We start from the raw sequence: 22,822 nt of genomic DNA on the forward strand, positions 1-22,822 counted from the left end.
TCAGCGGGCGCCGTGTTGCTCGAGCAGCCACAAGTAGGCGTCCTCGAGATCGGGCTCGACGAGCGTCGCCCCCTGCCCCGGCGACTGCTCCGACACCAGCCGCAGCCGGATGCCGTCGGCGCGACGCAGGGAACTGCTGATGGCGAAACGACTGCGCACGTCGGCAAGTTCGGCGTCGGGCACGGTCCACTCCCAGGCATGGTCCCTGGCGCTGGCCATCAGCTGTTCGGGTTCGCCGTGGAAGAGCCGGCGGCCACGCGCCATCACCGCCAGCGACGTCGCGCTGGCCTCGATGTCGGAAACGATGTGGGTGGACAGGATCACCAGGCGCTGGCCGGCCAGGTCGGTGATCAGGTGGCGGAAACGCAGGCGCTCTTCCGGGTCCAGGCCGACCGTGGGTTCGTCCACGATCAGCAGGCGCGGGTCGTTGAGCAGGGCCTGGGCGATGCCGACGCGCTGGCGCATGCCGCCCGAGAAGCCGCCCAGGCGTCGGTCGGCGGCGTCAGACAGGCCGACCAGCGCCAGGCACTCGTCCACCCGTTCGCGGGCCTGCTTCAGGGGCAGGCCTTTCACTGCGGCCAGGTAGGCCAGGAACTCGCGCGCGCTCAGCGCCAGGTAGACGCCGAAATCCTGCGGCAGGTAGCCCAGTTCGGCGCGCAGGGCGTCGGGCTGGCGGGCGATGTCGATGCCGTTCCAGGTGATCCGGCCACTGCCCGGCCGGGACAACGTCGCCAGGATGCGCATGAGGGTGGATTTGCCGGCGCCGTTCGGACCGAGCAAGCCCAGGATGCCCGGGCCCAGCGCCAGGTCGATGCCCGCCAGGGCCTCGTGGCCATTCGGGTAGCGGTAACCCACGCCTTCGACACGTAATTCGCAGTGCATTGTCCTACCCACGCCAGGAAAGAAACGACATCTGGCCGTGCGGTCATGGCCGCACGGCCTTGGCATGAGCCTGCGGCAAGGCGGGCGCCGGCACGTGTGCCGGAGCGCAGGGTGACTTTAGGCCGGGATCAGCCCGCGGCCAGCAGGCGGCGGTGGTCGACCAGGATGCAGCGGTCCTGGACCACGTCGATGCCCTGGGCGACCAGCGCAGCGGCAAACGCATCGTCGCGGATGCCCAGCTGCAGCCAGACGGCCGACGGCCGCTTGGCCAGGATGTCGTCCAGGTGCGGCGCCAGGTCCTTCGGGCGGCGGAATACGTTCACCAGGTCCACGTTGCCCGGGATGTCCTGCAGCCGGCGGAACACCGGCTGGCCCAGGATGTGTTCGACCTCGGGGTAGTAAACCGGCACCGGCACGATGTCGTAACCGACACGCTCCAGGTAACGCGGCACGTCGATGGCCGGCTGGCCGCGCTGGGACTCGGTCTTGATGCCGAGCACGGCGATGCGCCGCACCCGGCCCAGCAGCGCCCGCAAGCCGTCGTCGTCGTCGATCAGTCGGCCCGGGGTCGCCATGGTTTAGTGCTCGTGGCCGCCGGCGCCGTGCACGTGGCCGTGCGCCAGCTCTTCGACGCTGGCATCGCGCACGTCCATCACCTCGACCGCGAAGTGCAGGCTCTGGCCGGCAAGCGGATGGTTGCCGTCAACCGTGACCATGCCGTCCTCGATCTTGGAGATGACGACCGAAATCGCGCCCTGCGGGGTCTGCGCCTGGAAGTGCATGCCGACCTCGATGTCGTCGACGCCCTGGAAGGCTTCGCGCGGCACGGTCTGGACCAGCATTTCGTTGGGGCTGCCGTAACCTTCCTCCGGGCTGACCACGACGTCGAACTTGTCGCCGGCGCTGCGGCCTTCCAGGGCCTTTTCCAGGCCCGGCACGATGTTGCCGGCGCCGTGCAGGTAGGCCAGCGGCTGGGCGCCGGACGAAGAGTCAATCACCTTGCCGGCATCGTCGGTCAGCGTGTAGTGGAAGGTGGCGACGGTGCGCTCGGCAATCTGCATGGTTGGAGATCCTTGGGGAAACGGGCCGGCCGGGAAACCAGGCGGCGTGGGGGAATCGGAGGGGGCATAGGCTAGGCGATGCGCCCTGTGGGCGCAAACCAGGCGCCCACAAAACACGAGGCCCCGGTCGTTTCCGACCGGGGCCCCGGGTTCACGCGGGAAGGCGCCTTATTCCGGCTGCACTTCGTCCGCCTGCATGCCCTTCTGGCCCTTCACGACCTTGAAGGAGACCTTCTGGCCTTCCTGCAGGGACTTGAAGCCGGTGCCCTGGATAGAGCGGAAGTGGACGAACACGTCCTCGCCACTTTCGGGGGTGATAAAGCCAAAGCCCTTGGCGTCGTTGAACCACTTCACGGTGCCGGTCTGACGGTCAGACATATCTCATTCCTTGTAACAATTAAGGTTGGGTACCCACGATCGGCCATACCGGGCAACCGTAGTTTGCTGAACATACGCGCTTACGGCCTGGAAAGCGAATGCTTTAGAATGGCGGGTTAATGGATCGCCCGCTGCCGCCCGCCGATCCCCCCCTAGAAAGCCTTCCCTGGGTCAGCCATGTCCGCCTTCGCCACCGAGCGGGTCCTGTCCGTACGGCACTGGACCGATGCCTACTTCAGCTTCACCACCACCCGCGACGACGGGCTGCGCTTCGACAACGGCCAGTTCGTGATGATCGGGCTGGAGGTCAATGGCCGGCCGCTGATGCGGGCCTATTCGATCGCCAGCGCCAACTGGGAAGAGCAGCTGGAGTTTTTCTCCATCAAGGTGGCCGACGGCCCGCTGACCTCGCGACTGCAGCACATACAGCCCGGCGATGACCTGCTGGTGAGCCGCAAGCCCACGGGCACCCTGCTCATTTCCGACCTGCATCCGGGGCGGAACCTGTACCTGCTGGGCACCGGCACGGGCCTGGCGCCCTTCCTGGGCGTGGTGAAGGACCCGGAGACCTACGAACGTTTCGACCGGGTCATCCTGACCCACGGCGTGCGCAACATCGCCGACCTGGCCTACCACGACTACATCACCCGCGAACTGCCCCGCCACGAGTACCTGGGCGAGGCCATCAGCGAAAAGTTGCTTTATTACCCGGCCGTGAGCCGCGAGCCCTTCCGCCACGCCGGCCGCCTGACCAGCCTGATGGAATCGGGGCAGATGATGCGGGACCTGGGCCTGGACGGGCTGGACCCGGACAAGGACCGCGCCATGATCTGCGGCAGCCCGCAGATGCTGGCCGACTTCCGCAGCCTGCTCGACGGCCGCGGTTTCAGCGCGGCGCCCCGCATCGGCACGCCCGGGCAATACGTGTTCGAGCGCGCCTTTGTCGAAAAGTAGGGCCTGGGCTCAGCCCAGCGCCTTTTCGATGTCCTTGCGGATCGACTGGGGCTTGTCGGTCGGCGCGTAGCGCTTGATCACCTGCCCGTCGCGGCCGACCAGGAACTTGGTGAAGTTCCACTTGATGCCCTCAAGGCCCAGCAGGCCCGCCTTCTCGGACTTGAGCCACTTCCACAGCGGGTGCGCGCCGCTGCCGTTGACCTCGACCTTGTCGAACATCGGAAAGCTCACGTCATAGGTAAGCGAGCAGAAGCTGCGGATCTCCTCGGCGTCGCCGGGCTCCTGGTGGCCAAACTGGTCGCAGGGAAACCCCAGCACCACCAGGTCACGGTCCTTGAAGTCCCGCCACAGCTGTTCCAGGCCTTCGTACTGCGGCGTGAAACCACACTTGCTGGCCGTATTGACCACCAGCAGAACCTTGCCACGGTAGGCGTCGAGCGACTGCGGGCTGCCGTCGATGGACTGGGCGGAGAAGTCGAAAGCGGTGGTCATGGCGGTCTCCTGGCGGGGCTGCCAGCCTAGCGCAAGGCGGCGGGGGCGGCGCGGATTTCACGCCGGCTTTACGGCAGGACCCCGGCCATGCCTTTCGTCACGGTTGGCTTCAGCGGCCATGCGGTAGTCTCGACGGCTTACTGCCACACAAGGACCACCGATGAACCACAAGCTCTCCCTCGCCCTCGCCGCCGCCCTGGCCGCGGCTTCACCGGGCCTCGTGCTGGCCCATGCCGAACAGGACGCCGATGTCGCCGTCGAGCCGGTTTCCGGCAACCCCTTCTTCGTGGTCAGCAGCCTGCCCTACCAGGCTCCGCGCTTCGACCTGATCAAGGATGAGCATTACCAGCCGGCGCTCGAGCGCGGCATGGCCGAGCATCGCGCGGAAATTTCCGCCATCGCCAACAATCCGGACGCGCCGAGCTTCATGAACACCATCGTCGCCATGGAAAAGACCGGCGCCCTGCTCAACCGCGCGGGCGCAGTATTCGGCAACCTGGCCGGCGCCCACACCAACCCCCAGATCCAGAAGGTGCAGGCCACCCTGGCGCCGAAGTTCGCCGCCCACCAGGACGCCATCCTGCTCGACAGCAAGCTGTTCGCCCGCGTCAGGTCGCTCTACGAGCAGCGTGATTCGCTGGGCCTGGACGCACAATCCAAGCGCCTGCTCGAGCGCTACCACACCGACTTCATCCGCGCTGGCGCCAACCTGTCCGACGCCGACAAGGAAACCCTGAAGGCGATGAACGCCGAGCTGGCCAGCCTGGCCACGACCTTCAGCCAGAACGTGCTCAAGGAAGTGAACGACTCCGCCGTGCTGGTGGACGACGTCGCCCTGCTCGATGGGCTCTCGGAGCAGGCGGTCACCGCCGCCGCCGCGTCGGCCAAGGAAGCCGGCCACGAGGGCAAGTACCTCATCGCCCTGCAGAACACCTCCGGCCAGCCGCCGCTGACCAACCTCAGCAACCGCGACCTGCGCAAGAAGATCATGGCCGCCTCGCTGGTGCGCGGTACCCGCGGCAACGAATGGGACAACACCGGCATCGTCGCCCGCGTCGCCCAGCTTCGCGCCGAGCGCGCCAAGCTGCTGGGCTACGACAACCACGCCCAGTACGTGCTCGAGGATGAAACCGCCGGCACCGTCGGCGCGGTGAACAAGCTGATGTCCGACCTGGCCCCGGCCGCCGTCGCCAACGCCCGCAGGGAAGCGGCCGAGATGCAGGCGATCATCGACGCCGAAGGCGGCGACTTCCAGCTCGAGGCCGCCGACTGGGCCTTCTACGCCGACAAGGTGCGCCAGCAGAAGTACGCCTTCGACGAAGCCCAGCTCAAGCCCTATTTCGAAATCAACAACGTGCTCGAGAAAGGCGTTTTCTACGCCGCCGGCCAGCTCTACGGCCTGAGCTTCAAGGAGCGCAAGGACATCCCGGTCTACCACCCAGACGTGCGCGTGTGGGAGGTCTTCGAGGCCGACGGCAGCAAGCTGGGCCTGTTCTACGGCGACTTCTACGCCCGCCCGAGCAAGCGCGGCGGCGCCTGGATGAATGCCTACGTGCCGCAGAACGGCCTGACCGGCACGAAGCCGGTGGTCGCCAACCACCAGAACATCCCCAAGCCGGCCGACGGCCAGCCGACCCTGATGAGCTTCGACGAGGTCACCACGATGTTCCACGAGTTCGGCCATGCCCTGCACGGCCTGTTCTCGGACGTGAAGTACCCGCAGTTCGCCGGCACGTCGGTGCCGCGCGACTTTGTCGAGTACCCCTCGCAGGTCAACGAGATGTGGGCGACCTGGCCGACGATCCTGGCCAACTACGCCAAGCACCATGAAACCGGCGAACCGATCCCGCAGGAACTGCTGGACAAGGTGCTGGCGGCCGAGCAGTACGGCCAGGGCCACGCCACCACCGAGTACCTGGCCGCGGCCATGCTCGACCAGGCGATCCACCAGCAGGCCGCCGGCAACGTCGCCACCGACACCCTGGCCTTCGAAGCCAAGGCCCTCGAAGCGGCGGGCCTGGATTACCCGCCGGTGCCGCCGCGTTACCGCAGCGCCTACTTCTCGCACATCATGGGCGGCTATTCAGCCGGTTATTACGCCTATCTGTGGTCTGAAGTGCTCGACGCCGAGTCGGTCGAGTGGTTCAAGGAAAACGGCGGCCTGAGTCGTGAAAACGGCGACCACTTCCGCAAGACCCTGCTCTCGCGCGGCGGCAGTGCCGACGCCATGCAGATCTTCCGCGACTTCCGCGGCCGCGACCCGGAAGTGGGCCCGCTGCTCAAGCGCCGCGGACTGGAAACCACGCCCGATACCGAATAAGTAGCGGCGCCAGGCAAAAAGAAACCGCCCGAATCACTTCGGGCGGTTTTCTTTTGTGCCGGATGGATCAGGCGTTGCGCTGGCAGGCGCGCAGTTCCTTGTTCAGGACTTCGGCCTTGGACACGTACTGCTTGGCCAGCACGCGCACGACGAAGCTGTGGTCGCGGTCCAGGACGACCTTCTGGAAGGTGGTCTGGAACTGTCCCTCGATCTCGGCCATGCGGGTGAAACGCTCGACCGGCGACTCGGGCCACTGCTTGCGCATGCCGGCGTAAACCTTGCTCAGTTCGACCAGGCTGCTGACGGGCTTCTTGGCGGGCTTCTTGGACTTCGGCGTCGGCTTGACCTCGCCGGAGAGTTCGGCGGCCAGCTCGGACTTGGCCTTGGCCAGGCGGGCGAACAGCGTGCTGACCTTTTTGTCTTTCACCTTCTGCGCCGCTTCTTCGTAGAACGCGGTGCCATCCTCGCTGATCTCGATCAGGTCGGAAATGCTGCTGGTGGTGTCGGTCATGCGGCGCTCCTTGGCGTGATGGAAGGACAGCGTGATCGTCCCGCGGCCCAAACCAGGCGGCGGAGTGTCCCGGAAACCCGGGACCGGGCGATCACGAAGGCAAAGCTCATAAGCCGTGCCAGTGCCCGTAGCGGGCGGCTGGAACCGGTTAAGGATACGCGGGAGCGCGTAAAAATTAGGTTATCCACAGGCTGAAGGGGTTTCAATCGCCTGTCGCGATGCTGTTTGCCGAACTTAGCTGCATCTTAGCCGAACTTTCACCGAGAAACCGCCCAGGACAGCATTTGACCACGCCGGTAGGGCATCACGCCGTGGAACGGCCGTGGATCCTCGTCGAAGACCAGGGGCAGGAAGTGCCGGTCACCCTCCCACAGGGGCAGCGTGTCCATCTGGTCGAGCGGGACCCAGTGCAGGTCGCCCTCGGCGTTGCTGGCCGGCGGCTCCCCGCTGAAGGCGGTCACCAGGAAGATGAAACCCAGCCAGTCCTCGCCGTTCTTGCCAAACCCCGGCCAGCTGATCGTGCCGCGCAGCTGCAGGGACTGGCATTCGATGCCGGCCTCCTCGCGGATCTCCCGGCGCATGCCGGCCATCACGTCCTCGTCCGGCTCGAGCTTGCCGCCCAGGCCGTTGTACTTGCCCAGGTGGTTGTCCCCGGGGCGGGCGTTGCGGTGCACCATCAGGCAGCGCCGGCCATCGGCGGAAAGCACATAACCCAAGGTGGCGACAATCGGGGTGTAGGGCACGCGGTCCTCGGCAGGAAGGGGGACGTACAAGCATAATCGCCCCATGCCATCGACCCATCTCCCCGGCCTGGCCGTCATCGGCGGCGGCCCCGCCGGCCTGATGGCCGCTGAAACCGCGCGCGCCGCCGGCGTCGAGGTCGACCTGTACGACGCCAAGGGCTCGGTCGGCCGCAAGGTGCTGATCGCCGGCAAGGGCGGCCTGAACCTCACCCACGGCGAAGCCTTCACCAGCTTCTGCCGTCGTTTCGGCGAGCGCAGCGACGAGGTTTCCCGCTGGCTGAGCGACTTCGGCCCGGAACAATTGCGCGCCTGGGCCGCCGGCCTGGGCGTGGACACATTCGTCGGTTCGTCAGGACGCGTTTTCCCCAGTGACCTCAAGGCGGCGCCACTCCTGCGCGGCTGGGTGCGGCGGCTGCGCGACCAGGGTGTGCGCTTCCACGTCCAGCACCGCTGGCTGGGACTGGACCCAGAGGGCGGCCATCGATTCCAGACGCCGGATGGCGAACGGTCCGTCATCGCCGATGCCACCGTATTGGCCATGGGCGGCGGCAGCTGGCCGCAACTGGGCTCGGACGGCGCCTGGACCCTGCCACTGTCCCGGGCCGGCATCGACATCGCCCCGCTGCAGCCCGCCAATTGTGGTTTCGACGTGGGCTGGAGCGAACATTTCGCCGCCCGCTTCGCGGGCGCCCCCATCAAGCCCCTGCGCCTGGCCCTGGCCGGCGAGGATCCGCCCCGCTGGCGCCAGGGCGAGTGCGTGGCCACCGCCACCGGCCTGGAAGGCAGCCTGGTCTACGCGCTGTCGGCCCCACTGCGCGACACCATCGCGCGCGACGGCGAGGCGGTGCTCCTGGCCGACCTGGTGCCCGGCCGCGATGCCAGCCGCCTGGCCGGCGACCTGGCGCGTCCGCGCGGTGGCCGCAGCCTCAGCGAACACCTGCGCCGGCAGGCGGGCATCAGTGGCGTCAAGGCCGGCCTGCTGCGCGAAGTGCTGACGGCCGAGGTGCTCAATGGCGACCCGGGCATCCTGGCGGCGGCGATCAAGGCCCTGCCCCTGCGCCTGAAGTCGGCCCGGCCTTTGGCCGAAGCCATCTCCACCGCCGGCGGCATCCGGCTCGAAGCGCTGGACGAAGGCCTGATGCTGCGTGACCGGCCCGGCCTGTTCGCCGCCGGCGAGATGCTCGACTGGGAGGCCCCGACCGGCGGTTACCTGCTGACCGCCTGTTTCGCCAGTGGCCGGCTGGCCGGCGCTGCCGCATCGGCCTGGCTGGGGCGGCCCCGGCGCGCCTAGCTCTCCCCGATCGCGTCCGGATCCGCGGACATGACATCGCCATCGGGCGCCTGCGCCGGGGTGGCAAACCCGTACAGCGTGATGTCGAAGACAAGCCTGCCCATCGGGGCGCCGGGCACGGGTGCGGAGTCGTAGGCCAGTGCGCCCGGCACCCAGAACCGGAACGTATCGCCTCGCGCCATCAGCAACAGGCCCTCCTGCCAACCGGGAATCAGCCGGTCCAGCGGCAGCGAGACCCGGCTGCCGCGGGCGATCGAACTGTCGAAGACGCGACCGTCGGGCGTCCAGCCGGTGTAATGCACCATCACGATGTCGCCCGGCGCCGGCCGTGTGCCGCCCTGCCCCCGCGCCAGCACCTTGTAGGCCAGCCCGCTGGCCGTGCGAACCACATCGTCCGGCGCGGCGGCGACGTCCGGCGGGGCCTTGGTCGGGTCGCTGCCGCCGATGACGGTGACGTCCAGGACGTGTGCAAGTGCCGGCATGCCCGGATAACCCGGCGCCATCGCCGCGGCGCTGAACCACCAGCGGCGGGTCTCACCGACGGGCGTGGTCAGGAGCGCGCGGGCCAGCCCCGGCTGGGACCGCACCAGTTCGCGAATGGGCGCGGTCGTGGTGCCGGACTGGCGGGCGTTGAATCGCGTCACGCCGTCGGCGCTCCAACCGTCGAGCCGATACGCGATGACCGGCTCACGCACGAAGGCCGACGGGTCAGGCGCCGCCTTGAGCACGCGGTAGGCGATGCCGGTGGCCGTGCCCGTCGCCTCCGGCGGTGGCGCGTCGAGCGGAGCCGGTGCCGGCAGGCTGGCCACCTTCGCCAGTGCGCCGCCGGACAAGAGTGCGAACGCAAGCGCGAGTGGCAGGATCACGGAAAAACCTGGGCGGATCATTCGTTGCCTCGATGTACGGACGCGGGACGCGCAGCCTAACAAAGCCGGCGCTACCAGTCGGACTCACCGGGCAGCAGTCCGCGCAGCTCGACGTCGGTCAGGTTCCGCCATCGCCCGGGTTTGATTTCGCCGAGCTTGACGTTGGCGATGCGAACGCGCCGCAGCTGGGTCACGCGGTAGCCGAAGGCGGCCGCCATCAGCCGGATCTGCCGGTTCAGGCCCTGGGTGAGCACGATCGAAAAGCCGTAGCGCGCGATCTTCCGGGTACGGCACGGCAGCGTCATCTGGTTGTGGATGCGCACGCCCTTGGCCATGCCCCGCAGGAAATCCTCGGTGACGGCCTTGTTCACGCCGACCAGGTATTCCTTTTCCTTCTTTTCCTCGGCGCGCAGGATCCGGTTGACGATGTCGCCGTTGCTGGTCAGCAGGATCAGGCCCTCGCTGTCCTTGTCCAGGCGGCCGATGGGGAAGATGCGCTGCTGGTGGCCGACAAAATCCACGATGTTGCCTTTCACGGCGGCGTCGGTGGTGCAGGTGATGCCGACCGGCTTGTTCAGCGCGATGTAGACATGGCGGCGGCGTCCGGGGCGCGCCTCGCGGGCCTTGAGCGACTGTCCGTCCACCTGGACCTCGTCCTCGGGACCCACCTGGGTGCCAATGCCGGCGCGCAGGCCGTTGACGCTCACCCGACCCTCGGAGACCAGGCGGTCGGCCTCCCGGCGGGAGCAGAAGCCGGTTTCGGCGATGTGCTTGTTGACTCGCATGGGTGCCGCGCCGCGTCAGAAGTGGCGCGCATGCTGGCACGGCGGGCCGGGCAAGTCATCCCGGCCGCCGGGCCCGCGGGGCGGCCAGGAACCGAAGATATGGGGGTCGGAGGCCGTCCCGGGTGTCCCCGGCTGGGGTCGGCTGGCGTTCTCCTCCAGGCAGGTCGGATTCCCCCCGGGCAGTGGCACGAAATATGCAGCGCTTTGCCTGCAAGCCACTTCCCCGACCTCCAAGGAGAACACCATGGGCATTGTCATCCCCTTCCCCAGCAAGCAGGTCCTTGACGACGAACTGGCCATCCAGCTCTGGGAGCTGGTGATGGCAGGCGAAATCGGCAGCCCCGAATACCGCCGCCTGGACGCCGAGATCAACCGCCGCCGCGCCGCCCGCTCACCGAACGCCAAGGTCGCGATGCCGGCCCGCTGAGCCATGGGCACGCACGCGCAAACGCGCTGGGCGCGCCGGGGCAGCGCCCGGCGCCGACACCGGCATCAGCCGAGTTTCCGGATCCGGAAATTGCGGCCCTTGACCTTGCCGGTGCGCAGCCTGTCCATGGCTTTCTGGACCTGGCTGCGCTCGATGGCGACATAGGTCCGGGTCGCGAAACCGGCGATCTTCCCTATCGCCGCCGCGTCCAGGCCACCCGCGCCGGTCAGCGCGCCCACCACGTCACCCGGGCGCAGCTTGTCCTGGCGGCCGGCGTCGATCACCAGGGTCTGCATGGCCGGCGGCGGCGGTCGTGCCGGCTTGCGGGACAGGTCGATACGTTCCCACCGCACCGCCCCGCCCAGGGCCTCTTCGATACCGATGACGCGACGACGCTCGTCGCCGGACACCAGGGCCAGCGCCCGTCCGGGCAGGCCGGCCCGGCCGGTGCGGCCGATGCGGTGGGTGTGGATGTCGACGTCGCTGGCCAGCCCGTGGCTGATGACCAGCGGCAGGCCGGCGATATCCAGGCCACGCGCCGCCACGTCGGTGGCGACCAGCACCCGGCAGCTGCCGTTGGAGAACAGCACCAGCACCTCGTCGCGTTCGCGCTGGTCGAGGTCGCCGTGCAGGGCCAGGGCCGCGAAGCCACGCTGCTGCAGGTCTTCGTGCAGCTGCGCGACGTCACGCCGGGTATTGCAGAACACCAGGGCCGATTCCGGCGCCAGGTCGCCCAGCAGCAGCGCCACGGCGTCGGCCTTGCGCGGCGCCTCGACTTCGTAGAAACGCTGCTCGATGGCCTCGCCCGCCGGGTCGGCCACTTCGATCCACTCCGGGTCGCGCTGGTAGCGCGCCCCCAGGTCACGCACGGCCTCGGGCAGGGTGGCCGAAAACAGCAGGGTCTGGCGCGAGGCAGGCGCCTGGCCGAGGATGCCGGCGATGGCGTCGGCGAAGCCCATGTCGAGCATGCGGTCGGCTTCGTCGAGCACGGCCACGCGCAGTCCGTCGAGCTTGAGCGCGCCTTCGTCCATCAGCTCCTGCAGCCGCCCCGGGGTCCCCACCACCACCTGGGGCGGGTGCACCAACGACGCCAGGTGCGGTCGCAGCGGCACGCCACCGCAGAACACCGACACCTTCAGGTTGGGCATCTGGCGCGCGAGACGGCGGATTTCCTTGCCCACCTGGTCCGCCAGTTCGCGGGTGGGACACAGCACCAGGGCCTGCACGCCGCCCTCCCCGGCATCAACACGCGCCAGCAGCCCCAGGCCGAAGGCGACGGTCTTGCCGCTGCCAGTGCGGGCGCGGGCGCTGACATCGCGACCCGCCAGCAGGGCCGGCAGGCTGGCCGCCTGCACCGGGGTCGGGGTGTCGAATCCCAGCGAAGCCAGGGTTTCAGCCAGGGCGGCGGGCAGCGGGAACGCGGAGAAGGAAGTCATGGCGCATTCTCGCACGCCACCGTGGAGCTTCCGCTCAGGGATTGAACAGGGTGTGCCAGAAGTGGCCCAGCACCCGCGGCTCCATCAGCACCGTGAACAGCACGCCATAGGCGGCGCCGGCCAGGTGGGCGCTGTGGTTGATGTGGTCGGCCTGCTTGCGTTCGGCGTAGATGGAATAACCCACGTACAGCACCGCGTAGATGATCGCCGGAACCGGGATGACGTAAACGTAGATGAGTTGCCAGGGCTGGAGCAGGATGAAGGCGAACAGCACCGCCGACACCGCGCCCGAGGCGCCGAGGGTGGCGTATTCGGGGTCGTGGCGATGGCGCAGGTAGCTCGGCAGCGCCGATACCACCAGCGCAGAGAGATAAAAGCCGACAAAACCCACCGGGCCCAGGTAGTCGCCGTAGAAGCCTTCCATCAGGCGCCCGAAGAAATAGAGCGTGATCATGTTGAAGGCCAGGTGCATGAAGTCGCCGTGCACGAAGCCGTAGGTGACGAACCGATGGAACTCGCGCCCGCGCGTCACCGCCGGCGGCCACAGAAGAAGCCGCTGGAGGAGCTTTTCGTTGGAGAAGGCCAGCCACGACACCAGGCCGGTGACGGCGATGATGCCGATCGTGAAGTTCAGTTCCATGGGAGTCCTTTCCTGTGCGGATCCATCAATCGGGCTTGGGCAGTACGACGGGTCCGCGCCAGCATAACGCGAGCCATGGCGACGATTCAGACGCGGGCTGGCAAAGTGGCGACCATGCGAACCCCAGCCCTGCTGTCTTTCCTGATACTGGCCACCGCCACCCTGCCCGCCCTGGCGGCGGACGACCTGTCGGCCTGCCTCGACCGCCTCCAGCCCAAGGCCCGCGCCGCCGGCATCGGCGACGCGCTGTTCCGCGAACACACCGAAGGCTTGCTGCCCGATCCCTCGGTGCTCGAGGCGCTCGATTACCAGCCCGAGTTCCGGTCGCCGATCTGGGACTACCTGGCCGGCCTGGTGGACCAGGAGCGCGTGGACGACGGGCGTGCCCTGCTGGATGAACACGCCGAACTGCTGGCACGCATCCAGTCGGACTACGGCGTCGACCCGGCCACCGTGGTGGCGGTGTGGGGCGTGGAAAGCGACTACGGCCGCACCTTCGGCAGCAAGGACCTGCTGCGCTCGCTGGCGACGCTGTCCTGCGCCGGACGGCGCCAGGATTTTTTCCGCGGTGAACTGTTCGCCCTGCTCAAGCTCATCCAGTCCGGCGACCTTTCGGCCGCCAACCTCACCGGCTCCTGGGCGGGCGCCTTCGGGCACACCCAGTTCATGCCTTCGACCTATGCCCGCATCGCCGTGGACGGCGACGGCGACGGCCGCCGCGACCTGGTGGGCTCGGTGCCCGACGCCCTGGCCTCGACGGCCAACTACCTCAAACGTTCCGGCTGGCGCACCGGCCAGGCCTGGGGCCATGAAGTGACGCTGCCCGAAGGTTTCGACGCCTCGGTGAACGGCCGCACCACGCGCCGGCCGCTGTCGGCCTGGCGCAGCCGGGGCCTGGAACGCGCCGACGGTGGCGACCTGCCCGCGGATGACCGCGCCGCCGCCCTGCTGCTTCCCGCCGGCGCCAAGGGCCCGGCGTTCATCGTTTTCCGCAACTACGACGCCATCTATTCCTACAACGCCGCCGAGAGTTATGCGCTGGCCATCGCCCTGCTGGCCCAGCAGCTGCGCGGCGACGGCGGTCTGCGCGCGTCCTGGCCCACTGACGACCCGGGCCTTTCCCGGGCAGAGCGCCGGGAGCTGCAGCAGATCCTGGTGGACCTGGGCCACGACATCGGCCCGGTGGACGGCATGGTCGGCAAGCGCACGCGCGAAGCCCTTGCCCTTGAACAGGCGCGCCTGGGCCTGACGGCGGACGGGCGTGCTGGCCAGAAGGCGCTGCAGGCGCTCAGGACCGACCGCCACTCGCCTGTGCCGGCCCGATAGCCCACAATCGTTCCCGTACCCCGCGGAGGCAGCCCCATGAAGTGGCGAAGTGCACGTCGTAGCAGCAACGTCCAGGACATCCGCGGCCGGCGCGGCGGTGGCGGTGGCGGACTGAAGCTCGGCCTGGGTGGCGTTGCCGCCGTGGTGGTGATCGGGCTGCTGCTGGGCAAGAGCCCCATGGAACTTCTGGGAATGGTCGCGCAGGTGCAGCAGCAGATGCCCGCCGATACCGCCGGTACCGCCGACGCCCCGCCGGTGAACGACGAGGCGTCCCAGTTCGTCGCCAGCATCCTCGGGGAAACCGAGGACGTCTGGGGCGCGATCTTCGCGGACAGCGGCAGCCGGTACACGCCGGCGAAGCTGGTGCTCTTCAGCGGCCAGGTGCAGTCGGCCTGCGGCGGCGCCAGCGCCGCGGTCGGACCCTTTTATTGCCCGGCCGACCAGAAGGTCTACATCGACCTGAGCTTCTTCGACCAGATGGAGCGCCGGCTTGGCGGCGGCGGCGACTTCGCCGAGGCCTACGTCATCGCCCACGAAGTGGGCCACCACGTGCAGACGCTCACCGGCATCTCCGGCCAGGTGAACGCCATCCGCCAGCGCGGCGGCAATGTCGAGGGCGCCGACGGCCCGCTGGTGCGCCAGGAGCTGCAGGCCGACTGTTACGCCGGGCTGTGGGCCCACCACGCCCAGCGCCGGCACGCCTGGCTCGAGGACGGTGACCTTGAGGAAGCCATGAACACCGCCACCGCCATCGGCGACGACACCCTGCAGCGCCAGGGCCAGGGCCAGGTGGTGCCCGACTCGTTCACCCACGGCAGTGCCGCCCAGCGCGTGCGCTGGTTCCGCGCCGGCTTCGAGTCGGGTGACGTGGAGCGCTGCGACACCTTCGCGGCGAACCAACTCTAGGCGACCAGGGACGGGGTGATGGCCACTGGCGCCGTTCAAACCCCCGTCTTCCGCGCCCGCGGGCTGACCAAGACCTATCGCATGGGGCAGGTCGAGGTGCCGGCCCTGCGCGGCATCGACCTGGACCTGTGGCCGGGCGAATTCGTTGTCCTGCTTGGCGCCTCGGGCAGCGGCAAGTCCACGCTGCTCAACATCCTCGGCGGCCTCGACGCGCCCAGCGCCGGCGAGGTCACCTGCCAGGGCCACCCACTGACCGGTGCCGGTGAAGCGGCGCTCACGCGTTTCAGGCGCGAACACGTCGGCTTCGTATTCCAGTTCTACAACCTCATCCCCAGCCTCACCGCCCGCGAGAACGTCGCCCTGGTGACGGAGATCGCCAGCGATCCGATGCGCCCCGAGGATGCCCTGGCGATGGTCGGCCTGGCGCCACGCATGGACCATTTCCCCGCGCAGCTCTCGGGCGGTGAACAGCAGCGCGTTGCGATCGCCCGCGCCATCGCCAAGCGTCCGGCGGTGATGCTGTGCGACGAGCCCACCGGTGCGCTGGATTCGCAGACCGGCATCACGGTGCTCGAGGCGCTGGCGCGCACGCATCGGGAAACCGGCGCGCTGACCGTCATCATCACGCACAACGCGGTGATCGCCCGGATGGCCGACCGGGTCATCCAGCTCAGCGATGGCCGGGTTGCCGGCGAACAACGTAACGCGGTTCGCGCCGAGCCTTCGGAGCTGAGCTGGTGAAGACCCTGGATCGCAAACTGCTGCGCGACCTGGGCCAGCTGCGCGGCCAGACCGTCGCCATCGCGCTGGTCCTGGTCGCGGGCATCGCGACCCTGGTGATGTCGCTCACGGCCTACCGCGCGCTGTACGACACCCGCGAACAGTTCTACGGCGAGTACCGGTTCGCCGAGGTTTTCGCCCGGGCCGAACGCGCGCCCTGGCCGCTGCTCGACGACGTGCGCCGCCTGCCCGGGGTGCAGGCGGCCGAAGGCCGCGTGGTGGCCGGCGTGAACCTCGAGGTCGAAGGTTTCGACGACGCCGTGAATGGCCTGGTGGTGTCCTTGCCCGACGCCCGCCAGGCCGGTCTGAACGGGCTGTTCCTGCGCGAGGGCCGGCTGCCCGACCCGCTGCGCGCCAACGAGGTGGTGGTCGGCGAGGCGTTCGCGCAGGCCCACCAGCTCCTGCCCGGTGACCGCATCGCCGCGGTGCTCAATGGCCGTCGGCAGGTGCTGCACATCGCGGGCATCGGCCTTTCACCGGAGTTCGTCTACCAGATCCGGCCCGGTGACGCCTTCCCTGATTACCTTCGTTACGGGGTGATCTGGATGCAGCGGGAGCCACTGGCCGCCGCCCTCGACCTCGATGGTGCCTTCAACGACCTGGTGCTGACGCTCGAGCGCGGGGCCGTCGAAGCCGATGTGATCGACCAGCTCGACGCCATGCTTGCTCCCTACGGCAGCCTGGGCGCCCATGGCCGCGAACTGCAGACATCACATCGGTTCCTCGACGAGGAACTGACCCAGCTCCAGGTGATGGTGCGGCTGTTCTCGGCGGTGTTCCTCGGCGTGGCGGCGTTCCTGCTCAACATCGTCATCGGCCGGCTGGTGCATACCCAGCGCGAGCAGATCGCCGTGCTCAAGGCGTTCGGCTACACCCGCACCGAGGTGGGCCGGCACTATGCCGCCCTCGTGGGCCTGATGGTGCTCGCCGGATTGCCGCCGGGCATCCTGGTCGGCGCCTGGCTGGGCAATGGCATGGCGAAGATGTATGCCGACTTCTTCCGGTTCCCCTACCTGGACTGGTCCCTGCATCCCGCCGTGCTCGGCCTGGCCGGCGCGTTCGCGCTCACCGTTGCCCTGCTCGGGACCGTAACCGGCCTCTATCGCGCTTTCTCGCTGACGCCCGCGGAAGGCATGCGGCCGGAGGCACCGCCGGCGTTCGGTCGGGGCCTGTTCGAACGTGCTGGCCTGTTCCGCCTGCTCGATCCGGCCGGACGCATGGTCCTGCGCACGCTCGCGCGCCGGCCGCTGCGGACGTCGCTCACGGTGCTGGGCATCGGGCTGGCCTGCGGCATCCTGGTGATGTCGCGCTTCCAGGAAGACGCCATCAACCGGATGATCGAAGTGCAGCTGGGCTTCGCCCAGCGCGACGACCTGGCCGTGACCTTCGTGCAGCCGCGTACGGCGGCCGCGGCGCTCGAACTCGCCGGCCTGCCCGGCGTCGCTGCCGTCGAACCCTTCCGCCAGGCGCCGATCGTGCTCCGCCACGGCCACCGCAGCCACCGCCTCGCCCTGCTGGGCCTGCAGGCCAATGGCGACCTCAAGCGGCTGCTGGGGCCCTCGCTGGCACCGCTGCCGCTGCCGGCCGACGGGCTGGTGCTGACCGACCACCTGGCCGGCATGCTCGGGCTTTCGCCGGGCGACGAGGTGCAGGTGGAGTTCCTGGACGGACGGCTCGAGACGATGGACCTGCCGGTCAGGGCGCTTTCGCACGAGTACCTGGGCGTCGGCGCCTACCTCGAACTGGGCGCCATGCAGCGCCTGCGCGGCGAGCAGTCAAGCATTTCCGGCGCCTGGCTCCGGCTGGACGAACCCGCCGATCGCGCCGGCGTAGTGCAGGCACTGCGCGAACGGCCCGGCGTCGCGTCGGCCAGCGACCGCTCCGCGATGATCGAAGGCTTCCGCAGCACGATGGCGCAGGTGATCGTCATCTTCACCCTGGTCGCCACCCTGATGGCGGCGGCGATCGCCATCGGCGTCGTCTACAACAGTGCGCGCATCTCGCTGTCCGAGCGCAGCCGCGAACTGGCCAGCCTGCGCGTGCTGGGGTATACCCGGGCCGAAGTCCGTAGCCTGATGTGGGGCGAATTGTTCACGCTGGCGGGACTGGCCCTGTTGCCGGGTTTCGCCCTGGGCGTGGCGCTGTGCGCCCTGCTGGTGAAGGGTTTCGAATCCGAGCTCTATCGCATCCCCCTGGTGGTTTCGTCCGCGGGGCTCGGCTCCGCCGGCCTGGTGGTGCTGGCGGCAACGGCGGGTTCGGCGCTGTTGATGCGTCGCCGGCTGGACGAGCTCGACCTGATCGCGGTACTAAAAACCAAGGACTGAACCATGACCCGCGCCAGAATCCTGCGTCTTGGCCTGCTCGCTTTAGCCGTCCTGGTCCTGGGCTGGTTTGCCCTGCGGCCGGCCGCGATCCCGGTCGACACCGTGACCGTGGGCAGGGGCCCGGTCGTGGACGTCATCGAAGCCGAAGGCCGCACCCGCCTGGTCGACCGCTACCTGATCACGGCCCCGATCGCCGGCCAGGCCCGCCGCCAGCTTCTTGAAGTCGGCGACCCGGTCGAAGTGGACCAGGTGCTGGTCGTTCTCGACCCCCTGCCCGCCCCCGCCCTGGACGCCCGCGCCCGCGCCGAGGCCCAGTCGCGGGCCGACGCCGCCAGCAGCCGGCTGCGTGGTGCCGGCGAAGACCTTGGTGCCGCGCAGGCCGCCGCCGAACAAGCCGCCTCCGAGCTCGCGCGACTCGAAGCACTGGGGGAGCAATCCCTGGTCGCACGCGACCTGGTGGACAAGGCGCGCACCGCGGCACGCCGCGCCGATCGCGAAGTCGCCAGCGCACGCTTCCGCCAGGCAACTGCACGCCATGAACTCGAGGGCGCGCGCGCGGCACTTGCCCTGGGCAGCCGGTCCGCCAGCGATGCGCCGGCGATGGAGCTGGCGGCGCCGGTGGCGGGCGTGGTGCTGCGCCGCTACTACGAAAGCAGCCGCCCCGTGCAGGCCGGCGACCCGCTGCTGGAAATCGGCGATCCGGCGGGCATGGAAGTGGAGGTGGACGTGCTGTCCGCCGACGCGGTCCGGCTGCGCGACGGCATGGCGGTTGAACTGCATCGCTGGGGCGACGCCGAGCCCTTGCTTGGCCGCGTGCGCCGCGTCGAACCGGCTGGCTTCACCAAGGTTTCGGCGCTGGGCGTGGAAGAACAGCGTGTCTGGGTGATCGTCGAGATCACCAGCGGTCGCGAGCGCTGGCGACGCCTCGGCGACGCCTACCGCGTCAACGCCCACTTCGCGCTGGAAAGCCGGACCGACGTGATGCGGATCCCCGGCAGTGCGCTGTTCCGGGACGAAGATGGCGGCTGGGCCGTGTTCCGCGTGCAAGGTGGCCAGGTATCGCTCGCTCCGGTCGAACGGGGGCTGCAAGGCGGATCCTGGGTCGAAGTGCTGGACGGCCTCGCCGAAGGCGACACCATCGTCGTGCACCCGGACCGGGCCCTCGCCGACGGCAGCCGGGTGCGGGTGCGCTAGCCCCTAGAGCACCGCACCCTGGGCAATTCCGTGGCGGGTTCGGCGTTCGTAGGCGCCGTCGCGCACGGAATGTCGCAGCTGGGCGCGGAAGAAGATCCGCTGCGCCTCGCGGCGCAAGGTCTGGCAGCTCTCTTGCAGGCCCAGGTCCTGCAGGCCCCGGTGCAGGTAGTGCGCGCTGTCCAGGGCAATGTCCCGGTGGCCTTCCTCGTGGCGCTCCAGGGCGTCGCGCATGCGCTGCCAGTCTTCCAGGACGGCCTTCGACGGCGAACCGTCGTGCGCCCATTCCGGCAGGTGGATGATGACGTCCAGGCTGACGACCAGGTCCTTGAGCCGGCATCCACCCGGCACTGGTTCGAGCTCATAGCGCATGCCCAGGTCCTGGGCGGTGCGGGCGACCGAACCACCGTCACTGCCCTCGTCGACTTCGCCGGCCTGCACGTGGCGCAGCGCCGAACGCAGCTCGCGACGCGTGATGCCATGCACGGGGTAGGTCTCACGGCGTTCGCTGTACTCCAGGCCCGGCGGCGCCCCGGTGACCGCCTCCGCGGCGACCAGCATCAGTCCGGCGACCAGAGACATCGTCATGAGACCTGCTTGTCCCAGTCCTGGAGGCAGAGATCCTTCTCGATCCACATCTGGTTGAGCCAGGCCTGGAAGCGCCGACGGTAGTCGCGGTCGCCTTCGTAATCGGCGCCGACGAAACCTTCAGGAATGGGCCGTTCGACCACCCGCACGCGCACGGTGCGGATCCGGTCGGCGAACAGGTCGGCCAGGCTGGGCTGGGACCGGTCGTAGTGCACGGTCACGTCCAGTACGCCGTCGAGCGCGTCGCCCATGGCGCCAAGCACGAAGGCCGCGCCACCGGCCTTGGGCCGCAGCAGATGGCGATACGCGCTGCCCTGGGCCGCGTGCTTGGCGGGCGTAAACCGCGTGCCCTCGACGAAGTTCATGATCGATACCGGCAGGTGCCGGAATTTTTCGCAGGCGCGTCGTGTCGCCGCCAGGTCGCGCCCGGCCAGTTCCGGCCGGCGCGCCAGCTGGCTCTTGGTCGCGCGCTGCATGAACGGGAAATCAAGCGCCCACCAGCACAGGCCAAGCACCGGCACCCAGATCAGCTGGCGCTTGAGGAAGAAGCGCAGCAGCGGGATGCGCCGGTTGAAGATCTTCTGCAGCACCGGGATGTCCACCCAGCTGCGGTGGTTGGCCAGCACCAGGTAATGCCCACCCGGGCGCAGGGTTTCCAGGCCTTCGACCAGGAAACGGGTGCGGGTGAAGCCGTCGATCATGGCGCTGTTCATCGCGATCCAGCCTTCGGCGATGCCCGGCAACCTGTGCTCGAGCCAGCGCTGCAGGGCCGGCACCGGCAGCAGTTTCACCAGCGCCGCGACGATCAGCACCGGGCCGTGCACCAGGGTGTTGGCGATGAATCCCAGCGCGGCCAGCGGCACGCGCAGCCCCGACGGCAGGCGCAGGAACAGGGAACGGGGCACCGCCGGACCGGACGACTCAGCCACGGGCGAAGAACAGGAACGGCAGGGTCACGAGGCCCAGCATCAGCAGGATGCCCAGCACCGTCGCCAGGGCGCGCAACGGATCCTCGCGGAAGGCCGACCAGGCTTTGGGAGCGCGACCCGCGGCAATGGCCTCCGCACGTTCGCGGCGCATGCGCTCGCCGCGCTCCGCCTGGTAGGTCGCCAGGTGCGCCTTGGCGACCGTGGCCTGGCTGTCGTCGGGCAACCACAGGCCACCGCCGGAAACACCCCAGAGGCTGGGTTTGGTTTCGTAGTAATCGATGTTGTGACCTTCGAGCAGCGAACGCACTTCGTCGGCTTCGTCGTCGGGCACGTTGCGCAGGTTGAGCAGCAAGGTAGGCATGCTCAGTCGCCCTGCTTCGCGTCGGTGCCCGGATGCCGGGCCTGGATGAAACGGACCAGGCCATCGAGTTGCTGCGCCTGCACCCGGTCGACCACGGGGGCAAACGCCGACAGGTCATCGGGGCTGTAACCGCCGGCGCGATACCACAACGTGACAAGCGTGCCGCCCTCTTCGGCCGGCGCCAGGCGGAACTCCAGGGTTCCATACAGCCCCATGCCCTGCAGCGGCCCCAGGCCACCGACCAGCCGCAGGGTCCGGCCCGGATCCACGAAGACCACCTCGAGGTGGCGGGCCTGCCGGCCGCCGGCACGTTCGCAGAAGCAGCCCCCCGCGTGGGCTTCCAGCGTAAGGTTGCCGGCCTCGCCCCACCAGGTGTGGTCCGCCGGCCACCAGCGGCCCACGTGGTTGACCAGCGCGTCCCAGGCTTGGTCCGCCGTCGCGGGCACGCGTGCGCTGTTCTCGATCGTGAAGCCGTCGGGTTGACTGTCCTTGACCCCGGCCGCCGCGGACAGCGGCAGCAGGCAGGCAAAAAGGGCAATCGTGGGCAGGCGCATGGCCGATCTCCAGCAGGATGTCGCCATTTAGCCCGCCCGGCACCGGCGCTGGCAAGCCCGGACCTCCCCTTCAACGGCGCGGGAATGACAGAATCAGGGCTGATTTCCTGCGGACCCGCCCATGGCCTCCAGCTTGCTTGCCCTGCTCGACGATATCGCCACCCTGCTCGACGACGTGTCGGTGATGACCAAGGTGGCCACCAAGAAAACCGCCGGCGTGCTGGGCGACGACCTGGCGCTGAACGCCCAGCAGGTTGCGGGGGTGAAGCCGGATCGTGAGCTGCCGGTGGTGTGGGCGGTCTTCAAGGGCTCGGCGCGCAACAAGCTGATCCTGGTGCCCGGTGCCCTGGCCATCGCCGCATTCGAGGCCTGGCTGCGCGGCCGCGGCTGGGACCTGCCGATCATCACCACGCTGATGCTCATCGGCGGCGCCTTCCTCTGTTACGAGGGCGTCGAGAAACTGGCGCACAAGTTCCTGCACTCCGCCGAGGAGAAGGAAGCCGAGGTCGCCCAGCTGCTGGAAGCCGCCTCGGATGAAAAGATCGACCTGGTCGCCTTCGAGAAGAACAAGATCAAGGGTGCGATCCGCACCGACTTCATCCTTTCCGCCGAGATCATCGTGCTCACCCTGGGCACCGTCGCGGGCAGGGAATTCAGCGTGCAGCTTGGCGTGCTGGTGGCCATCGCGGCGCTGATGACGGTTGGCGTGTACGGCCTGGTCGCCGGCATCGTCAAGCTCGACGACGCCGGCCTGCACCTGAGCAAGCGCGCCGGTGACGGACTCGCCCGCGCGATCCGCGCCTTCGGCCGCGGCATCCTCTACAGCGCGCCGTGGCTGATGAAGTTCCTGTCGGTGGCTGGCACAGCGGCGATGTTCCTGGTCGGCGGTGGCATCTTCACCCACTCCATCCCTGCCCTTCACCACGTAGTCGTCGGTCTCATTCCCGAAGGCGCGCTCGCCCTGCCGGCCACCCTGCTGGTGGACGCCGTGGTCGGCATCCTGGTGGGTATCGTCGTGGTGGCGGCAACCACGGCCTGGGGCAAGCTGCGCGGCAAGCCTGCCGCGCACTGAATCGA

At 68.8% G+C, this 22,822-nt stretch carries 25 protein-coding genes; 10 read left to right on the forward strand and 15 right to left on the reverse strand.

Translation table 11 applies throughout. From position 1 onward, the window contains the following. The 4 genes from ACYVJH_RS03795 to ACYVJH_RS03810 form a co-directional block, all read right to left on the reverse strand. Window positions 1-882: an ABC transporter ATP-binding protein gene (locus ACYVJH_RS03795; protein ID WP_460453317.1), complete on the reverse strand. Its 882-nt coding sequence runs from the start codon at window positions 880-882 to the stop codon at window positions 1-3. Between the two features lie 128 nt (window positions 883-1,010). Then, entirely contained in the window at window positions 1,011-1,457 is a 447-nt protein-coding gene (locus ACYVJH_RS03800) for a CoA-binding protein (protein WP_460453318.1), read from the reverse strand. A 3-nt stretch (window positions 1,458-1,460) separates the two neighbouring features. Next, window positions 1,461-1,943, reverse strand: coding sequence for a peptidylprolyl isomerase (slyD, locus tag ACYVJH_RS03805; RefSeq protein ID WP_188661967.1), 483 nt, complete (start codon window positions 1,941-1,943; stop codon window positions 1,461-1,463). 168 nt (window positions 1,944-2,111) lie between these two features. After that, window positions 2,112-2,321 (reverse strand): cold-shock protein, encoded by a 210-nt coding sequence (locus ACYVJH_RS03810; protein ID WP_034220063.1) that lies wholly within the window; start codon window positions 2,319-2,321, stop codon window positions 2,112-2,114. A gap of 177 nt (window positions 2,322-2,498) precedes the next feature. On the opposite strand from ACYVJH_RS03810, the gene ACYVJH_RS03815 reads away from it, so the two are divergent. Continuing rightward, window positions 2,499-3,275 carry a ferredoxin--NADP reductase gene (locus ACYVJH_RS03815; RefSeq protein WP_460453319.1) on the forward strand — a complete coding sequence of 259 codons (777 nt, stop codon included), beginning with the start codon at window positions 2,499-2,501 and terminating at the stop codon, window positions 3,273-3,275. Window positions 3,276-3,284: 9 nt separating this feature from the next. Here ACYVJH_RS03815 and ACYVJH_RS03820 read toward each other — a convergent pair whose 3' ends face one another. After that, the gene (locus tag ACYVJH_RS03820) at window positions 3,285-3,767 is read right to left on the reverse strand and encodes a glutathione peroxidase (protein WP_460453320.1); all 483 of its coding nucleotides are present in this window, start codon (window positions 3,765-3,767) and stop codon (window positions 3,285-3,287) included. Between the two features lie 160 nt (window positions 3,768-3,927). Here ACYVJH_RS03820 and ACYVJH_RS03825 point away from each other — a divergent pair, with 160 nt between their 5' ends. Next, the gene (locus ACYVJH_RS03825; protein WP_460453321.1) at window positions 3,928-6,087 is read left to right on the forward strand and encodes a M3 family metallopeptidase; all 2,160 of its coding nucleotides are present in this window, start codon (window positions 3,928-3,930) and stop codon (window positions 6,085-6,087) included. A gap of 67 nt (window positions 6,088-6,154) precedes the next feature. Here the strand turns inward: ACYVJH_RS03825 and ACYVJH_RS03830 are convergent, their stop codons facing one another. Next, on the reverse strand, window positions 6,155-6,598 hold the full coding sequence (locus ACYVJH_RS03830; RefSeq protein ID WP_460453322.1) for a PA2169 family four-helix-bundle protein: 444 nt from the start codon (window positions 6,596-6,598) through the stop codon (window positions 6,155-6,157). Window positions 6,599-6,855: 257 nt separating this feature from the next. Beyond that, a complete protein-coding gene (locus ACYVJH_RS03835; RefSeq protein ID WP_460454261.1) occupies window positions 6,856-7,341 on the reverse strand; it encodes an NUDIX hydrolase in 486 nt (161 codons plus the stop codon). A gap of 43 nt (window positions 7,342-7,384) precedes the next feature. Here ACYVJH_RS03835 and ACYVJH_RS03840 point away from each other — a divergent pair, with 43 nt between their 5' ends. Further along, entirely contained in the window at window positions 7,385-8,632 is a 1,248-nt protein-coding gene (locus ACYVJH_RS03840) for a TIGR03862 family flavoprotein (protein WP_460453323.1), read from the forward strand. On the opposite strand, the gene ACYVJH_RS03845 is transcribed toward ACYVJH_RS03840, so the two are convergent. Next, the gene (locus tag ACYVJH_RS03845) at window positions 8,629-9,498 is read right to left on the reverse strand and encodes an FKBP-type peptidyl-prolyl cis-trans isomerase (RefSeq protein WP_460453324.1); all 870 of its coding nucleotides are present in this window, start codon (window positions 9,496-9,498) and stop codon (window positions 8,629-8,631) included. The two genes, ACYVJH_RS03840 and ACYVJH_RS03845, sit on opposite strands and share 4 nt — an antisense overlap. 71 nt (window positions 9,499-9,569) lie before the next feature. Beyond that, a complete protein-coding gene (locus ACYVJH_RS03850) occupies window positions 9,570-10,283 on the reverse strand; it encodes a pseudouridine synthase (protein ID WP_460453325.1) in 714 nt (237 codons plus the stop codon). 244 nt (window positions 10,284-10,527) lie between these two features. On the opposite strand from ACYVJH_RS03850, the gene ACYVJH_RS03855 reads away from it, so the two are divergent. Further along, window positions 10,528-10,710: a hypothetical protein gene (locus tag ACYVJH_RS03855; RefSeq protein ID WP_460453326.1), complete on the forward strand. Its 183-nt coding sequence runs from the start codon at window positions 10,528-10,530 to the stop codon at window positions 10,708-10,710. A 65-nt stretch (window positions 10,711-10,775) separates the two neighbouring features. Here ACYVJH_RS03855 and dbpA read toward each other — a convergent pair whose 3' ends face one another. Then, the gene (gene dbpA / locus ACYVJH_RS03860; RefSeq protein WP_460453327.1) at window positions 10,776-12,146 is read right to left on the reverse strand and encodes an ATP-dependent RNA helicase DbpA; all 1,371 of its coding nucleotides are present in this window, start codon (window positions 12,144-12,146) and stop codon (window positions 10,776-10,778) included. A 34-nt stretch (window positions 12,147-12,180) separates the two neighbouring features. Then, entirely contained in the window at window positions 12,181-12,786 is a 606-nt protein-coding gene (locus ACYVJH_RS03865; protein WP_460453328.1) for a rhomboid family intramembrane serine protease, read from the reverse strand. A gap of 114 nt (window positions 12,787-12,900) precedes the next feature. Between ACYVJH_RS03865 and ACYVJH_RS03870 the strand changes: the two genes are divergently transcribed. From ACYVJH_RS03870 to ACYVJH_RS03890, 5 genes are read left to right on the forward strand one after another with little or no spacing between them, the layout of a single operon-like run. Continuing rightward, window positions 12,901-14,112 (forward strand): lytic murein transglycosylase, encoded by a 1,212-nt coding sequence (locus tag ACYVJH_RS03870; RefSeq protein ID WP_460453329.1) that lies wholly within the window; start codon window positions 12,901-12,903, stop codon window positions 14,110-14,112. Between the two features lie 36 nt (window positions 14,113-14,148). Further along, on the forward strand, window positions 14,149-15,018 hold the full coding sequence (gene ypfJ, locus ACYVJH_RS03875) for a KPN_02809 family neutral zinc metallopeptidase (protein ID WP_460453330.1): 870 nt from the start codon (window positions 14,149-14,151) through the stop codon (window positions 15,016-15,018). An 18-nt stretch (window positions 15,019-15,036) separates the two neighbouring features. Beyond that, window positions 15,037-15,759: an ABC transporter ATP-binding protein gene (locus ACYVJH_RS03880; protein ID WP_460453331.1), complete on the forward strand. Its 723-nt coding sequence runs from the start codon at window positions 15,037-15,039 to the stop codon at window positions 15,757-15,759. After that, a complete protein-coding gene (locus tag ACYVJH_RS03885) occupies window positions 15,756-18,122 on the forward strand; it encodes an ABC transporter permease (RefSeq protein ID WP_460453332.1) in 2,367 nt (788 codons plus the stop codon). Before ACYVJH_RS03880 ends, ACYVJH_RS03885 begins: the two co-directional genes overlap by 4 nt. Window positions 18,123-18,125: 3 nt before the next feature. Further along, window positions 18,126-19,316 (forward strand): efflux RND transporter periplasmic adaptor subunit, encoded by a 1,191-nt coding sequence (locus ACYVJH_RS03890; protein ID WP_460453333.1) that lies wholly within the window; start codon window positions 18,126-18,128, stop codon window positions 19,314-19,316. Between the two features lie 3 nt (window positions 19,317-19,319). Here the strand turns inward: ACYVJH_RS03890 and ACYVJH_RS03895 are convergent, their stop codons facing one another. The 4 genes from ACYVJH_RS03895 to ACYVJH_RS03910 are packed head-to-tail and all read right to left on the reverse strand — an operon-like array spanning window position 19,320 to window position 21,745. Continuing rightward, window positions 19,320-19,901, reverse strand: a complete 582-nt coding sequence (locus tag ACYVJH_RS03895) for a DUF922 domain-containing protein (RefSeq protein ID WP_460453334.1) — start codon at window positions 19,899-19,901, stop codon at window positions 19,320-19,322. Then, on the reverse strand, window positions 19,898-20,806 hold the full coding sequence (locus tag ACYVJH_RS03900) for an acyltransferase (RefSeq protein ID WP_460453335.1): 909 nt from the start codon (window positions 20,804-20,806) through the stop codon (window positions 19,898-19,900). The genes ACYVJH_RS03895 and ACYVJH_RS03900 overlap by 4 nt, the downstream gene beginning before the upstream one ends. Before the next feature lie 16 nt (window positions 20,807-20,822). Next, the gene (locus ACYVJH_RS03905) at window positions 20,823-21,191 is read right to left on the reverse strand and encodes a DUF6164 family protein (RefSeq protein WP_460453336.1); all 369 of its coding nucleotides are present in this window, start codon (window positions 21,189-21,191) and stop codon (window positions 20,823-20,825) included. A gap of 2 nt (window positions 21,192-21,193) precedes the next feature. Further along, window positions 21,194-21,745: an SRPBCC family protein gene (locus ACYVJH_RS03910; RefSeq protein ID WP_460453337.1), complete on the reverse strand. Its 552-nt coding sequence runs from the start codon at window positions 21,743-21,745 to the stop codon at window positions 21,194-21,196. Between the two features lie 121 nt (window positions 21,746-21,866). Here ACYVJH_RS03910 and ACYVJH_RS03915 point away from each other — a divergent pair, with 121 nt between their 5' ends. Next, entirely contained in the window at window positions 21,867-22,817 is a 951-nt protein-coding gene (locus ACYVJH_RS03915) for a DUF808 domain-containing protein (RefSeq protein WP_460453338.1), read from the forward strand. Window positions 22,818-22,822: the final 5 nt, after the last annotated feature.

The sequence above is a fragment of the Arenimonas aestuarii genome (assembly GCF_054781715.1).

What these genes read in the sequence shown, in the direction of transcription:
- ACYVJH_RS03795 (WP_460453317.1), bottom strand. Translation starts at nt 882, where the DNA reads ATGCACTGCGAATTACGTGTCGAAGGCGTGGGTTACCGCTACCCGAAT.
- ACYVJH_RS03800 (WP_460453318.1), bottom strand. Translation starts at nt 1,457, where the DNA reads ATGGCGACCCCGGGCCGACTGATCGACGACGACGACGGCTTGCGGGCG.
- slyD (WP_188661967.1), bottom strand. Translation starts at nt 1,943, where the DNA reads ATGCAGATTGCCGAGCGCACCGTCGCCACCTTCCACTACACGCTGACC.
- ACYVJH_RS03810 (WP_034220063.1), bottom strand. Translation starts at nt 2,321, where the DNA reads ATGTCTGACCGTCAGACCGGCACCGTGAAGTGGTTCAACGACGCCAAG.
- ACYVJH_RS03815 (WP_460453319.1), top strand. Translation starts at nt 2,499, where the DNA reads ATGTCCGCCTTCGCCACCGAGCGGGTCCTGTCCGTACGGCACTGGACC.
- ACYVJH_RS03820 (WP_460453320.1), bottom strand. Translation starts at nt 3,767, where the DNA reads ATGACCACCGCTTTCGACTTCTCCGCCCAGTCCATCGACGGCAGCCCG.
- ACYVJH_RS03825 (WP_460453321.1), top strand. Translation starts at nt 3,928, where the DNA reads ATGAACCACAAGCTCTCCCTCGCCCTCGCCGCCGCCCTGGCCGCGGCT.
- ACYVJH_RS03830 (WP_460453322.1), bottom strand. Translation starts at nt 6,598, where the DNA reads ATGACCGACACCACCAGCAGCATTTCCGACCTGATCGAGATCAGCGAG.
- ACYVJH_RS03840 (WP_460453323.1), top strand. Translation starts at nt 7,385, where the DNA reads ATGCCATCGACCCATCTCCCCGGCCTGGCCGTCATCGGCGGCGGCCCC.
- ACYVJH_RS03850 (WP_460453325.1), bottom strand. Translation starts at nt 10,283, where the DNA reads ATGCGAGTCAACAAGCACATCGCCGAAACCGGCTTCTGCTCCCGCCGG.
- ACYVJH_RS03855 (WP_460453326.1), top strand. Translation starts at nt 10,528, where the DNA reads ATGGGCATTGTCATCCCCTTCCCCAGCAAGCAGGTCCTTGACGACGAA.
- dbpA (WP_460453327.1), bottom strand. Translation starts at nt 12,146, where the DNA reads ATGACTTCCTTCTCCGCGTTCCCGCTGCCCGCCGCCCTGGCTGAAACC.
- ACYVJH_RS03865 (WP_460453328.1), bottom strand. Translation starts at nt 12,786, where the DNA reads ATGGAACTGAACTTCACGATCGGCATCATCGCCGTCACCGGCCTGGTG.
- ACYVJH_RS03870 (WP_460453329.1), top strand. Translation starts at nt 12,901, where the DNA reads ATGCGAACCCCAGCCCTGCTGTCTTTCCTGATACTGGCCACCGCCACC.
- ypfJ (WP_460453330.1), top strand. Translation starts at nt 14,149, where the DNA reads ATGAAGTGGCGAAGTGCACGTCGTAGCAGCAACGTCCAGGACATCCGC.
- ACYVJH_RS03880 (WP_460453331.1), top strand. Translation starts at nt 15,037, where the DNA reads ATGGCCACTGGCGCCGTTCAAACCCCCGTCTTCCGCGCCCGCGGGCTG.
- ACYVJH_RS03890 (WP_460453333.1), top strand. Translation starts at nt 18,126, where the DNA reads ATGACCCGCGCCAGAATCCTGCGTCTTGGCCTGCTCGCTTTAGCCGTC.
- ACYVJH_RS03895 (WP_460453334.1), bottom strand. Translation starts at nt 19,901, where the DNA reads ATGACGATGTCTCTGGTCGCCGGACTGATGCTGGTCGCCGCGGAGGCG.
- ACYVJH_RS03905 (WP_460453336.1), bottom strand. Translation starts at nt 21,191, where the DNA reads ATGCCTACCTTGCTGCTCAACCTGCGCAACGTGCCCGACGACGAAGCC.
- ACYVJH_RS03910 (WP_460453337.1), bottom strand. Translation starts at nt 21,745, where the DNA reads ATGCGCCTGCCCACGATTGCCCTTTTTGCCTGCCTGCTGCCGCTGTCC.
- ACYVJH_RS03915 (WP_460453338.1), top strand. Translation starts at nt 21,867, where the DNA reads ATGGCCTCCAGCTTGCTTGCCCTGCTCGACGATATCGCCACCCTGCTC.